At 73.2% G+C, this 13,712-nt stretch carries 10 protein-coding genes; all 10 read right to left on the bottom strand.

Annotation, left to right across the window (positions count from 1 at the left end; translation table 11 throughout):
• Nucleotides 1-56: 56 nt before the first annotated feature.
• Nucleotides 57-512 (bottom strand): nucleoside-diphosphate kinase, encoded by a 456-nt coding sequence (gene ndk, locus ACMXGY_RS08550; RefSeq protein ID WP_483776417.1) that lies wholly within the window; start codon nucleotides 510-512, stop codon nucleotides 57-59.
• A 43-nt stretch (nucleotides 513-555) separates the two neighbouring features.
• Nucleotides 556-1,050: a DUF4233 domain-containing protein gene (locus ACMXGY_RS08545; RefSeq protein WP_483776416.1), complete on the bottom strand. Its 495-nt coding sequence runs from the start codon at nucleotides 1,048-1,050 to the stop codon at nucleotides 556-558.
• A gap of 4 nt (nucleotides 1,051-1,054) precedes the next feature.
• Nucleotides 1,055-2,782: an MDR family MFS transporter gene (locus ACMXGY_RS08540; protein WP_483776415.1), complete on the bottom strand. Its 1,728-nt coding sequence runs from the start codon at nucleotides 2,780-2,782 to the stop codon at nucleotides 1,055-1,057.
• Between the two features lie 150 nt (nucleotides 2,783-2,932).
• Complete coding sequence (locus ACMXGY_RS08535) at nucleotides 2,933-3,613, bottom strand: TetR/AcrR family transcriptional regulator (RefSeq protein ID WP_483776414.1); 681 nt, start codon at nucleotides 3,611-3,613, stop codon at nucleotides 2,933-2,935.
• A gap of 67 nt (nucleotides 3,614-3,680) precedes the next feature.
• Entirely contained in the window at nucleotides 3,681-4,469 is a 789-nt protein-coding gene (gene dhaM / locus ACMXGY_RS08530) for a dihydroxyacetone kinase phosphoryl donor subunit DhaM (RefSeq protein WP_483776413.1), read from the bottom strand.
• Nucleotides 4,466-5,107: a dihydroxyacetone kinase subunit DhaL gene (gene dhaL, locus ACMXGY_RS08525; RefSeq protein ID WP_483776412.1), complete on the bottom strand. Its 642-nt coding sequence runs from the start codon at nucleotides 5,105-5,107 to the stop codon at nucleotides 4,466-4,468. Before dhaL ends, dhaM begins: the two co-directional genes overlap by 4 nt.
• A 73-nt stretch (nucleotides 5,108-5,180) precedes the next feature.
• Nucleotides 5,181-6,176 carry a dihydroxyacetone kinase subunit DhaK gene (gene dhaK / locus ACMXGY_RS08520; RefSeq protein WP_483776411.1) on the bottom strand — a complete coding sequence of 332 codons (996 nt, stop codon included), beginning with the start codon at nucleotides 6,174-6,176 and terminating at the stop codon, nucleotides 5,181-5,183.
• A 157-nt stretch (nucleotides 6,177-6,333) separates the two neighbouring features.
• Nucleotides 6,334-7,761, bottom strand: a complete 1,428-nt coding sequence (locus tag ACMXGY_RS08515; RefSeq protein WP_483776410.1) for a bifunctional folylpolyglutamate synthase/dihydrofolate synthase — start codon at nucleotides 7,759-7,761, stop codon at nucleotides 6,334-6,336.
• Nucleotides 7,758-11,243 carry an isoleucine--tRNA ligase gene (gene ileS / locus ACMXGY_RS08510; protein ID WP_483776409.1) on the bottom strand — a complete coding sequence of 1,162 codons (3,486 nt, stop codon included), beginning with the start codon at nucleotides 11,241-11,243 and terminating at the stop codon, nucleotides 7,758-7,760. The genes ACMXGY_RS08515 and ileS overlap by 4 nt, the downstream gene beginning before the upstream one ends.
• 805 nt (nucleotides 11,244-12,048) lie before the next feature.
• On the bottom strand, nucleotides 12,049-13,656 hold the full coding sequence (locus ACMXGY_RS08505; protein ID WP_483776408.1) for a molybdopterin-dependent oxidoreductase: 1,608 nt from the start codon (nucleotides 13,654-13,656) through the stop codon (nucleotides 12,049-12,051).
• Nucleotides 13,657-13,712: the final 56 nt, after the last annotated feature.

The raw sequence follows: 13,712 nt of genomic DNA, 5'->3' as shown, positions 1-13,712 counted from the left end.
CCCCCGCGCAGGCGTCGGCGGAGGCGAGGCGAGGCGAGGCGAAGCGACGAAGAGCGTCAGGCCCCGAGCTCGGGGAACCAGAGCGCGATCTCGCGCGCGGCGGACTCGGGCGAGTCGGAGCCGTGCACGAGGTTCTGCTGGACCTTCAGGCCCCAGTCGCGGCCGAGGTCGCCGCGGATAGTGCCGGGCAGCGCCTCGGTCGGGTTGGTCGCGCCGGCGAGGGACCGGAAGCCGGGGACGACGCCCTGCCCCTCGGCGACGACGGCGAGGACCTTGCCCGAGAGCATGAAGTCGACGAGCGGCTGGTAGAACGGCTTGCCCTCGTGCTCGGCGTAGTGCGCGGCGAGGGTCTCCGGTGAGGCGTCGAGCAGGCGGACGGCGGCGAGCGTGTAGCCCTTGGCCTCCACGCGCCGCAGGATCTCGCCGGACAGGCCCCGGCGGACGCCGTCGGGCTTGACGAGGATGAGGGTGCGCTCGATGGTCTCGGTCAGTGCGGGTGCGACGTCGGTCATGGTCGCCGAGCCTACCGGCCGACGGTCCTGGTCCGAGCCGGTCTCAGCCCGCGTTGGGTGCGGTGTCGGGGTGCTCCGCGTCGTAGGCCGCGCGCTCCCGGTCTATGCGCCCGCCGAGCCGGATCGAGACGACCCACAGGATGACGAAGATCCCGCCGACGACGAACATCATGGGCACGACCAGCCCGAACGCGAGCACCGGCACCTGCACGACCGACCCGGCGACGTACCCGCCAGGTGTGCCGACCATGCGGGAGAGCACGAGGAGGACGAGCGCGAGCGCCCCGCCGACGACCCAGATCGACGTCGCGCTGGGCAGCTCGAGGGGACCCCGCGAGTACGGGACGTCGCGCAGCCCGTAGGCGGCGAGGGTGGCGAACACCACGACGAACGCCTCGAGCACGAGGGTCGTCGAGGCGAACTGGACCTTCGCGGGCTTCTTGGGCTTGATGCGGTCGCCGGGCGACGGGCGCACCGGGCCCGCCGCGCGGCCGTAGCGGGACGGCTGCGCGGCGGGCTGCGACGGTGGTGTGCTCACCCGGTCAGGATACCGGCGCCTCGTCGCGCGCCCGGTCGCGAGGCGCTCCGTCGCCCGGTGTCGAGTCCTGGCTCGCGGACCCGTCGGCCGGTGCGGTCGCGACTGCGGCGGACTCGCCCTCGACGAGGTCCCCGTGGTCGGCGACGGCCTCGCCGCGGGCGACCATCCCCGCGACGTCGGAGAGCTTGACCTCGCGCAGGAAGAGCGCGAGGACGAACCCGACGAGCACGAGCGGGACGAGGTACCAGAACGCGGGTGCGAGGGCGTCGGTGAACGCGTCGACGACGCCGGTGTGGATCGGCTCGGGGAGCTGCTGGACCATCTCCGGCGTGAGGGACGATCCCTCCGCCCCCGCGGGGACGCTGCCGGTCGGCAGCCCGGCGAAAACGCCTTCGAGGTTGTCGGCGAGGCGCGACGTGAAGATCGTGCTGAACAGCGCCGTGCCGACGGCTGCGCCGATCTCGCGGAAGAAGTTGTTCGCGCTCGTCGCGGTGCCGAGCTCGTGCGGGTCGACCGAGTTCTGCACGGCGAGGACGATCGTCTGCATGACGAGGCCCATGCCTGCGCCCATGACGAAGATCATGGCTCCGAAGAGCAGCATCGACATGTCGCCGGTGATGCGGGTGAGCCACATCATGCCGGCGGCGGTGATCGCGAGCCCCAGCACGGGGTAGATCTTGTAGCGGCCGGTCTTCGTGATCGCGATGCCGGAGCCGATCGCGGTGAGCATGACGCCCACCATCATCGGGAGCATGAGGAAGCCGGACTCCGTGACCCCTGCGCCGGTCGACATCTGCAGGAACGTCGGGAGGAACGCGAGCGCCGAGAACATGCCCATGCCGAGCACGAGGCCGATGAGGGTCGCGATCGTGAACGTGCGGTTCTTGAACAGGTGCAGCGGGAGCAGCGGCTCCTCGGCCCGGTTCTCCACGAGGATGAACGCGGCCACGGAGACGACCACCGCGGCGACGAGGCCGATCAGCCAGGGGTCGGACCAGTCGTAGCCTGCCGACGTCGTCAGGGACTCCCAGCTCGTGACGAGGACGATGCCGGACGTCGCGACCACGAGGAAGAAGATGCCGGCGACGTCGATCTTGCGACCGGACCGGTGCGACGGGAGCTTGAGCGCGACCCACGCGACGACGAACGCCGCGACGCCGATCGGGACGTTGATCCAGAACGCCCAGCGCCAGCCCGGGCCCTCGGTGAACCAGCCACCGAGGAGCGGGCCGATGACGGCGGCGATACCGAAGAGGGCACCCATGGGGCCCATGTACTTCCCGCGGTCCTTCGCGGGCACGATGTCGGCGATGATCGCCTGCGACAGGATCATGAGCCCGCCGCCGCCGAGGCCCTGCACGCCGCGCCAGGCGACGAGCTCGGGGAACGACTGGGCGAAGCCCGCGCCCGCCGACGCGATCGTGAAGAGCCCGATCGCGACGAGGAACGGCCAGCGCCGTCCCCACAGGTCGCCGAACTTGCCGTAGAGCGGCATGACGATCGCGATCGCGAGGATGTAGGCCGTGATGACCCAGCCCTGGTGCTCGACACCGTGGAGCTCGCCGACGATGGTGGGCATCGCGGTGCCGACGATCGACTGGTCGAGCGAGGACAGGAACATCGACGCCATGAGCGCGCCGAAGATCACCCACACGGTGCGCGGGGTGAGGACGATGAGCGGCTTGCCGCTCTCGGTCGGCGCCGGGGGCGACGCCGTGGTGGGGGAGGCCATGGGGGTTCCGCTTCGGTTCGGGACGGGCCGGTGCGCGCCGCGACGGGCGTGAGCCGGGCCCGTCGTCGGGTGGTTGGTGCTGGACGAGGCCGGACCGTGGGGCCGCCTCGACAGTTCGCGCCGACGCCAGGGCGTCGCGGGGATGCCGGCTCAGGTCCGGGCGGTGTCCTGCAGGAGCGCTCGGAGCTGGTCGACGACGGTCCGGAGGTGGTCGGCCATCCCGACGTCCTGGTCCTTGTGCCACTCGCGCGTGCTCGCGTGGAGCAGGCTCATGACGACCAGAGCGAGGAGCTCGGGGTCGGGGACGAACGGGTGCTCGCGACGACGTGCCTCGAACAGCTCGATGAGCTGGGCACGGTGGCCGTCCATCCAGGTCATGTGGTGCGTGAGGAGCCGAGGTTCGCGCTGGAGGAGCTCGAGCGTGCGGGCCATCCGCTCGGGCGTCAGCGGCTGGTGCACGAGCAGGTCGGCGACGACGACCTCGAGGTCGTCGAGCAGCGCGCCGGTCGGGCCGCCTGCCACGAACGCGGCCGCGGTCTCCGGGCGCACCGCGACGTCCTCCGCGCCCAGCACGGCATCGTCCTTCGACGCGAAGTAATTGAAGAACGTGCGTGGCGAGACCCCGACCTGCGCGCAGATGTCCTCGACGGTCACGGCGTCGAGCCCGCGTTCGAGGACGAGGGTCTGCGCGGCGTCGACGAGGGCCGCGTGACGCTGCTGCTTCTTGCGCGCACGCAGCCCGCCGGGCGAGGGCGCCAGGCAGTCCGCTGCGCGCTCCGTCAGCGCGGCCATCGGGCCACGCGCGGGCGCAGCGGAAGAGGTCGTGGACACGACGACCATTCTTGCACCCCATGCAAATTTGCATCAACTGCAATACCGAGTGACGACGGTCACACGCTCAGACCTCGCCGAAGCCCCCTTCGACCGCCTCGACGACCGCGCGTACCGCCTCGACCGCCTGCGCGCCCTCCCCCGACACGGTGAGCTCCTGCCCGCCGGTCGCGCCCAGCTTCATGAGCTCGAGGACGCTCGCACCGTTGACGCCGTCGATCGACACGGTCGCGTCGAACCCGGCGACGAGGCGCGCCAGCACGGCGGCCGGCCGCGCGTGCAGGCCGAGCGGGTTGCGCAGCATGACGGTGGCTCGCACCGCGCTCTCGTCCGGCGGCGACCCGCCACCGGAGGTGCCGTCGTCCGACGACGCTCCCGGCGATGCCTGCGACGCCACCTCCGACGGCACCGCGAACGTGCCACCGGCGTGCTCCGCGGACGCGTGCACGGTGGACACGTCGCCGCCACCGTGGGCCGTGACCGCCGCGGCGACCGCACCCTCGACGAACGGCGCGTCGGCGAGCCGGACGCGGCCGTCGTAGCCGTCCTCCAGGTCGAGGACGGACTCGACAGTCATGACCGCCGAGCCGAGGTCCGCCAGCACGACCACGCCGTCGGCGGCGGCGAGCGCCTCCCCTATCGCACCGGAGACCCGGTCGTAGCTCGTCCCGAGGCCGCCGTCGTCGGTGCCGCCCGCGGCGAGCAGCAGGACGCCCGGTGCCATCTGGGCCGACAGCTCCACCGCTCCCTGCGCGAGACGCTGCGAGTGGGAGACGAGGACGAGCGCCACCCGGGCGCGCGCCCCGACCGGGGCGCTCGCGGGACCCTCCGTCATGCCGCCCGTTCCGGCGCTCACGCCGCCGCCGCGTCGCGCGCGGCCTCGAGGAGGATGGCGGTCGACGTCGCGCCGGGGTCCTGGTGCCCTGCGCTCCGCTCCCCCAGGTAGCTCGCGCGGCCCTTCGTCGCGACGAGCGGGACGGTCGCCTCGGCGCCCGCTCGCGCGGCTGTCGCCGCGGCGGCGAGCACCTCGGCCGCCGTCGCACCCCCGTCGGCCGCCGACTCCGCGGCGTCTACCGCGGGCTGCCAGGCGTCGACCATCGTCTTCTCGCCGACCTGGGCCTTGCCGCGGGCGGTGATGCCCTCGAGCGCACCCTCGAGCAGCGCGACCGCGCCGTGGGCGTCAAGCTCGGCGAGCCCCGTCACCTTGGCCGCACGCAGGTAGGCCGTGCCGTAGAGCGGTCCCGACGCGCCGCCGACCGACGACATCAGCGTGGTGGCCACGAGCTTCAGCAGGTCGCCGATCTGGCCCGGGGGCTCGGAGCCGGACGTGCCGTCGAGCTTGGCGACCACCGCCCGGAAGCCCCGGTCGAGGTTCTCGCCGTGGTCTCCGTCCCCGATCTGCCGGTCGAGCTCCGTCAGCTCGTCCCGTGCCGCCGCGATGCGTTCCGCGCTCAGCCGAGTCCATCGGTCCGCCCAGGCCACGTCCAGCGTCATGCCCCACCTCTCTCGCCGTCGAGCCGGTTGTACCACCGGCCCAGGAGACCACTCGAACAGGTCCCCCGACCGGTCACCAGCGCAGCGCGGCCGTGTGGACGGGAGCGTCCCACAGAGCGGTGAGCTCGTCGTCCAGGCGCAGCACGGTGACCGAGGCACCCTGCATCTCCAGCGACGTGACGTAGTTGCCGACGAGCGAGCGCGTCACCCGTACGCCGCGCCTCTCGAGCAGCCTCCTCGCCTGACGATAGACGACGTACAGCTCGGACGACGGCGTACCGCCCATTCCGTTAACGAACAGCAACACGTCCTCTCCGTCGGCGAGCCCCAGGTCGTCCGCGACGGGGTCGACCAGCCGCTGGGTGATCTCGTCGGCGGACGCGAGCGGGATGCGGTGCCGTCCCGGCTCGCCGTGGATGCCGATGCCGATCTCGACCTCGTCCTCGCCGAGGTCGAAGCTCGGCTTGCCGACGTGCGGCACGGTGCACGCGGTGAGCGCGACCCCCATGGAGCGGACGTTCGCGACCACGCGTCCCGCGATCTCGGTGACCGCCCCGAGGTCGTCGCCGCGCTCGGCCGCTGCCCCGGCGATCTTCTCGACGGCGACCGTCCCGGCGACCCCGCGCCGGCCCGCCGTGTACAGCGAGTCCTCGACCGCGACGTCGTCGTTCACGAGGATGCTGGCTACCTGCGTCCCCTCCGCCTCGACGATCTCGACCGCCGTCTCGAAGTTGAGGACGTCGCCCGTGTAGTTCTTGACGATCACCAGCACGCCGGCGCCGGAGTCCGCGCCGAGGACCGCGGGGGCGATCTGGTCGGGCGTGGGCGACGTGAACACCGCCCCGGGGACGGCGGCGTCGAGCATGCCGAGGCCGACGAAGCCGGCGTGGAGCGGCTCGTGCCCCGAGCCCCCGCCGGAGACGAGCCCGACCTTGCCCGGCACCGCGCCCCCGGCGCGCGACACGTACGGGGGCGCGAGGTGCACCTCGACGAGGTCGGCGTGCGCCTGGCCGAAGCCCTCCAGGGACTCCGTCACCGCGTCCTGGGGGTCGTTGAGCAGCTTCTTCACCGGTCATCCCTCCGTCGGTCCGGTCCTCCGGCGCTCCGGAGCGCCGGTGTCCCCCCGCGCGACCCGGCCGCCCTGCGGCCTCGTCGAGACCATCAAACACCCCGGCGGCGCGCGCCGCGCGGCGCGGTGCCGGACACCGACGACGGGCGGCGCGGTGTCAGCGCCGCCCGAGGAGGATGCGCGCGTCCGCGACCGTGACGACGGACCCGGTGACGAGCACGCCCGAGCCGACGCCGACACCGACCGTGTCGCCGCGCTCCGCGAGGTCGACCGCCACCTGGAGGGCCTCGTCGAGGCGCTCGGTGCTGTGCACGCGGTCCTCGCCGAAGATGTCGGCGGCGAGCTCCGCGAGCTCGGCCGGGTCCGCAGAGCGGTCCGAGCTGTTCCGGGTCACGACGACCTCGGCGAGCACCGGCTCGAGCGCGGCGAGCAGCGCCTCCGCGTCCTTGTCGCCCATGATCGCGACCACACCCACGATGCGGCCGAGGTCGAACGCCTCGTCGAGCGCCGCCACGAGCGCCTCGGCGCCGGCGGCGTTGTGCGCGGCGTCGACGAGCACGGTCGGGCTGGACCGCACGACCTCGAGACGGCCCGGTGACGTCACGTCGGCGAACGCCGTCTCGACGATCTGGCCGTCGAGCGAGCGCCCACCGAGGAACGCCTCGACGGCCGCGAGCCCGAGCAGCGCGTTGTGCGCCTGGTGCGCGCCGTGCAGCGGGAGGAACACCTCGGTGTACAGCGCGGCGGGGGTGCGCAGGTCGAGCAGCTGCCCGCCCACGGCCACGTGCCGCTGCGCGACCTCGAGGTCGACGCCCTCGCGCAGGAGGCGCGCCCCGACCTGCTCTGCCTTGGCGCGCAGCACCTCCTCGACCTCGGGCCGCTGCTCCGCCGAGACGACGGTCGCGCCGTCCTTGACGATCCCCGCCTTGACGGTCGCGATCTCCTCGAGCGTGCTGCCCAGCCAGCGCTCGTGGTCGAGCGCGACGGGCGTCACGACCGCCACCTCGGCGTCGACCACGTTGGTCGAGTCCCACTCGCCGCCCATGCCGACCTCGACGATCGCGACGTCGACGGGCGTGTCGGCGAACGCCGCGAACGCCACGCCGGTGAGCACCTCGAAGAAGCTCAGCTGCGACTGCCCCGCCTCGGCGAGCTCGGCGTCGACGACCTGCACGTACGGGTAGACGTCCTCCCAGACCTCGACGAAGCGCCGCGGCGAGAGCGGCTCGCCGTCGACGACGATGCGCTCGGTGACGCTCGTCAGGTGCGGGCTTGTGAACAGCCCGGTGCGCAGGCCGTGCTCACGCACCAGCCGCTCGACGACGCGCGCGGTGCTCGTCTTGCCGTTGGTGCCCGTGAGGTGGATGGACCGGAACGCGTGCTGGGGGTCGCCGAGCAGCTCGAAGAGCCGGCGCACCCGGTCGATCGTCGGGTCGAAGTCGTGCTCGGGCGCGCGCGCCAGGATGTGCCCGTAGACGCGCTCGAGGTCGGCCTGCGCGGCGGCGTCCTCCGCCGCGGACCGGGCGTCCTGACGCGCGGTCCGCGCGTCCTTGCGGCCCGCGCCGCCGCGGGACGCGGCGCTCACAGGACCACCGCCGTGTCCGGAACGGTCCCGAGGATCTTCTCGACGCGCACGGCGCGAGCTTCCGTCGGCGACGTCTCGACCACGACCTCGACCGCGAGGGTCTCGCGCGCGACGAGGTCCCGGTGCTCCTCGACCGCGACCAGCCACCGACCCGGCACGTCGAGCGACAGCCGGATGCGGTCGGCGACGTCGAGACCGGCGGCCTTGCGCGCGTCCTGCACGTCACGGATGACGTCGCGGGCGTAGCCCTCGGCCAGCAGAGCGTCGTCGAGGACGAGGTCGAGCACGACGAACCCGCCGCCCGCGAGCACCGCGGCGGCGACGCGCGGCGCCTCGCTGCCGTCCTGGGCGCCGGCGGCGCCCGTGGCCGCGACCACCGTCGTCAGCTCGTACTCGGTAGGCAGCAGCTCGACGTCGCCGTCGCCCGTGGTCACCACGACCGTGCCCGCGTCGTCGACGCGCCACGCGCCGGACTTCGACGCCTTGATGACGGCCTGGACGCCACGCCCGAGCCGCGGACCCGCGGCGCGGGCGTTGACCGCGAGGCGCTGCGTGACGCCGAACCGCTCGGCGGCGTCGGAGTCGGTCGACTCGAGCTCGACCGCCTTGACGTTGAGCTCGCGCGCGAGCAGGTCGGTGTACGGCGCGAGCGCCTCGGGGTCCTCGACGACGACCGTGAGCCGCGCGAGCGGCTGGCGCACGCGGAGCTGGTTGGCCTTGCGCAGCCCGAGCGCCGCCGACGCGACGGCGCGCACCTCGTCCATCGCGGCGACGAGCGCGTCGTCGGGCACCAGAGATGCCTCCGGGACGGAACGGACGGCCGTCGCGTACGAGCCGTCCTCGCCGACGAACGCCTCCCCGACGTCCTCGGTGGCCGCGGGCCAGTCCGTGAGGTGGACCGACCGTCCGCCCGTGAGGCCGCGCCACACCTCCTCGGCGAGCAGCGGGGCGAGCGGCGCCATGACGCGCGTGAGCGTCTCGAGCGCGGTGTACAGCGTGTCGAACGCGTCGGCGTCCTCGGCCCAGAAGCGGTCGCGCTGGGTGCGCACGTACCAGTTGGTCAGCACGTCGAGGTGCTCGCGCACGCTCTCGCACGCGCCCGCGATGTCGTAGGCGTCGAGCTGCGCCGTCACGCGCACGACGAGGTCGTGCGTGCGCGCGAGCAGGTAGCGGTCGAGCGCGGGGAGCCCGGCCACTCGCTCGGGCGCCACCGTCTGCGCGACGTACCCGCCGCCGTCGGGCGCGGCGCCCTGTGTCCGGGCCTGCGCCTTCGAGGTGTTGGCGTACAGCGTGAAGAAGTAGTACGTGCTCCACAGGGGCAGCAGCACCTGGCGCACCGCGTCGCGGATCCCGTCCTCGGTGACGACGAGGTTGCCGCCGCGCAGGATGGGCGAGCTCATGAGGAACCAGCGCATCGCGTCGGAGCCGTCGCGGTCGAAGACCTCGTTGACGTCGGGGTAGTTGCGCAGCGACTTGCTCATCTTGCGCCCGTCGGAGCCGAGCACGATGCCGTGCGAGACGGCCGAGCGGAACGCGGGGCGGTCGAACAGGGCCGTCGCGAGCACGTGGAGCGTGTAGAACCAGCCGCGCGTCTGGCCGATGTACTCGACGATGAAGTCGCCGGGGTTGTGGTGCTCGAACCAGTCGGTGTTCTCGAACGGGTAGTGCACCTGCGCGTACGGCATGGACCCCGAGTCGAACCAGACGTCGAGGACGTCCTCGACGCGGCGCATCGTCGAGCGGCCCGTCGGGTCGTCGGGGTTGGGCCGCGTCAGGCGGTCGACGAAGGGGCGGTGCAGGTCCGGCCGGCCGTGCTCGTCGCGCGGGAGCGTGCCGAAGTCGCGCTCGATCTCCTCGAAGGATCCGTAGACGTCTGTGCGCGGGTACGCCGGGTCGTCCGACTTCCACACCGGGACGGGGCTCCCCCAGAACCGGTTGCGCGTGATCGACCAGTCGCGCGCGTTCTCGAGCCACTTGCCGAACTGGCCGTGCTGGATGTGCTCAGGCGTCCAGGAGATCTGCTCGTTGAGCTCGACCATGCGGTCCTTGAACGTCGACACCGCGACGAACCACGACGACACGCCCATGTAGATGAGCGGGTTCCGGCAGCGCCAGCAGTGCGGGTAGGAGTGCGCGTACGACTCGCGGCGCAGCAGCACGGTCCCCTCGCTCACCGCGCCGACGGCGAGGTCGGGCACCTCCTCGCTGTCGCGACCGAACCGGGCGGCCGCAGCGTCCCGGCGCGTGCGCCCCTTGAGGTGGTCGATGATGAGCGCGTTCGCGTCGAAGACCTGCAGGCTCTCGTAGTCGACGACGGGGAAGACGAACTTCCCGTCCGACGCGACCGGCAGGACCGGCTCCACGCCCTCGCGGTCGGAGACGACCTTGTCCTCCTCGCCGAACGCGCCGGCGTTGTGGACGAGGCCGGTGCCGTCCGTCGTGGTGACGAAGTCCGCCTCGACGACGCGGTGCGCGCCGGGGTGCCCGGCGAAGTAGGAGAACGGCGGGGTGTAGGAGCGCCCGAGCAGGTCGGCCCCCTTGAGCCGCTCGACGACCTGGGTCGTGACGTCCTCGACGCCCTCGTCGGCGAGCTCGCGCGCGTACGCCGCGAGGCGCTCGGCCGCGATGACGTACCGCTCCTTGACGCCCGTGAAGGACGACTCGACGACGACGTAGTCGATGTCCGGGCCGACCATGACGAACAGGTTCGAGGGCAGCGTCCAGGGCGTCGTGGTCCAGACGAGCGCGAGCTCGCCCGTCTCGAGGCGGAGGCCCACGGTCACGGCCGGGTCCTGGCGGACCTGGTAGACGTCGTCGTCCATGCGCAGCTCGTGGTTCGACAGCGGCGTCTGGTCGTTCCAGCAGTACGGCAGGACGCGGAAGCCCTCGTAGACGAGGCCCTTCTCGTGGAGCTGCTTGAACGCCCACATGACCGACTCCATGAAGCGCGGGTCGAGCGTCTTGTAGTCGTTCTCGAAGTCCACCCAGCGGGCTTGGCGCGTCACGTACTCGCGCCACTCGCCCGTGTACTTGAGCACGGACGCACGGCACGCGTCGTTGAACCGCTCGATCCCCAGCTCGAGGATCTCCTCCTTGGTCTTGATCCCCAGCTGGTCCATCGCCTCGAGCTCGGCGGGCAGGCCGTGCGTGTCCCAGCCGAAGCGGCGCTCGACGTGCTTGCCGCGCATCGTCTGGTAGCGCGGGACGACGTCCTTCGCGTACCCCGTGAGCAGGTGGCCGTAGTGGGGCAGGCCGTTGGCGAACGGCGGGCCGTCGTAGAAGACGAACTCGTTGCTGCCGTTCTCGCCGGCCGGGTTGCGCTCGACGGAGGCGCGGAACGTGTCGTCCGCGTCCCAGTACGCGAGCACCTCGCGCTCGAGCGCGGGCAGGTCCGGGGATGCGGGGACGCCGAAGGCGGCGCCAGGGCGCGAGGTGTCGGGTGTGGCGTCTGCCGAGTGGTCGCGGTGCAGCGGGTAGGCCATGGTCTCGAGGACTCCGGTGGTAGCGGTCGGCGGAGGTCCGCCGCGGTGGTACGGGTCGGTCGTGCTCTCCTGCGAGGACGACTCCCCCACCCAGGGGCGGGCTCGCCGCGGTACCACCTCGCTTGCCGACGTCCGCGCCCGGCTGCCCGACGTCGTCGGGCACCGCGGGCGGTCGCCGACCGCTCGTCGCAGGCTGTGACGGGCCCACCCGTCCGGCTCTAGTGAGGACCTGGCCGTGGGCCGTCAGGCCTGCCCGACGGCGCGGGTCCCGTTCTTCCGGAGGCTCACCGGTGATGGCCGGGTCGACGCCTGTGCGTCCATGGTAGCCGCAGCGCGCACGCGGCGACGCGCGGAATACGCGTCGATGTCGCGTGCGACGAGCCACTCCAGGGTGAGCGGCGGCTCGGAGGGTGCCGTGGTGCGCGACGGCGACGAGCCGGTCGTCGGTCGGTGGCGGGGGAAGTGCTCGGGAACGTACATCGTGGTCTCGCGTCCTGTGCTCGGCGGGCGTCCGTGGTGCAGACCCGGTCGTCGCGCGGGACTCATCGGTGAGACGAGCGGCACGAGTCCGGCGACCGTCGCGCCCCTGTGCTGAGAAGGGAGGGGCGGAGGGCTGCTCGCGGACACCAGGTCGAGGCTGCGCAGGGCGCCGCGAGCCCTCAACAACAGGTGGAGGAGACGGACCTCGGGCGCGCGAGGACGAGCGGGGTGCTCGTGGGAGGCGCGGCGGAGGTCACGCGGACATGGTGCCAGCGCGGGGACGCCCGGACAACCCTCGTCCGGCTGACGGACGGCCGCGGTGCCCTCAGGCGACCTGGACCTGGATCTCGTGCCACCCGCTCGCGCCGTCGGGTGCCGGCGGGGCGACGTCGGACGTCTGGACCTGACCGTCGGCATCGGTCGCGCGGACCGAGAGCCGGTGCTCGCCCTCCCCCGCCGCGGACGTGTCCCACGCGAAGGACCACTGGCGCCAGGTGTCCGGGCCGACCGTCTCGGCGAGCGTCGCCGCCTCCCACGGGCCGTCGTCGACCCGCACCTCGACCGCCTCGATGCCGGTGTGCTGCGCCCAGGCGACGCCCGCGACCACGGCCTCGCCCGCGTCGAGCGACGCGCCCGCGCGCGGGGTGTCGATGCGCGACGCCAGCTTGATCGGACCGCGCTCGGACCAGCCCCGCGGCGTCCAGTACGCGACGTCGTCGGCGAACGTGGTGACCTTGAGCTCGGTGACCCACTTGGTCGCCGACACGTACCCGTAGAGACCCGGCACGACCATCCGCACGGGGAACCCGTGCTCGGGCGGGAGCGGCTCGCCGTTCATCCCGACGGCGAGGAGGCAGGCACGGTCGGGGTCCAGCAGCACGTCGAGCGGCGTGCTCGCCGTCCAGCCGTCGGCGCTCGTCGACAGGACCATGTCGGCCCCCTCCTGGACCCCCGCTCGAGCGAGGAGCTCGCGCACGGGGTAGCCCAGCCACAGCGCGTTGCCGACCAGGTCTCCCCCGACGTCGTTCGACACGCACGTGAGCGTCAGGTGGTGCTCGACGAGCGGCAGCGCGAGCAGCTCGTCGAACGTGATCTCCACCTCGGAGTCCACGAGGCCGGTGACGCGCAGGGTCCACGTGTCCGGGTCGACCTGCGGGACGCGGAGCGCGGTGTCGATGCGGTAGAAGTCGCCGTTCGGCGTCACGTACGGCGCGAGACCGGGGACGCCGAGGTCGGCACCCGCCGGCACGGCGGGCGCCCGGGTCCCCGCGGCCGGGAGCCGCAGCGCTTCCCGTGCCGCCGTCACGACGCGCGTCCCCGTCGACACGGCCCGCGACGCCGCGAGGGCGACGACGCCTGCCGCGACGGCGAGACCCGTCACGAGGAGGAACCGGCGGCGGTCGATCCGGGACCTGCCCGGTCGCCCGGCGGCCGGCGCTCCGTCCGCGACCGCCCCGTCGACCGCCACGTCCGCCGGCGACGGCACCCGCAGCGTGCGGACCGCTGCGCGCAGCAGGAGGATCGCCACGGCGACGCCGACGAGCGACGGCAGCACCCACGCGACGCTCGCCTCTGGACGGGCCGCCGCGACGACGGCACCGACGACCCCCACGACGCCGAGCAGCAGCGAGCCCGCCGGCGCACGACGCAGCTCGAGCCAGCCCGCGAGCGCCGCACCGGCCGCGAGCACGACGGCCATCCCGCCGAGCAGCACCGCCTTGTCGGCGGTCCCGAAGGTCGTGATCGCCCAGTCCTTGACGGGTGCGGGCACCGAGTCGACGACGCCCGCGCCCGCGGCGAACAGAGGGCTGGAGCCGGGCGCGACGAACGCGGCGACGAGCTCCGCGACCGCGAAGCCGGAGGCTGCCGCGGCGATGCCGGCGAGCGCCGCCCACAGGCCGGCGCGTGGTCGGGCGGAAGGTCGCGGGTTCATCACACCCCAGGGTGCGCCCCCGAAGCGGCCCGGCGCCACCGTCGGCGCCGGGCGAA

The sequence above is a fragment of the Cellulosimicrobium sp. G4 BAM 1002 genome (assembly GCF_057126935.1).
The sequence above is the reverse complement of the archived record's forward strand: the minus strand, read 5'-3'. Positions and strand labels throughout refer to the sequence as shown.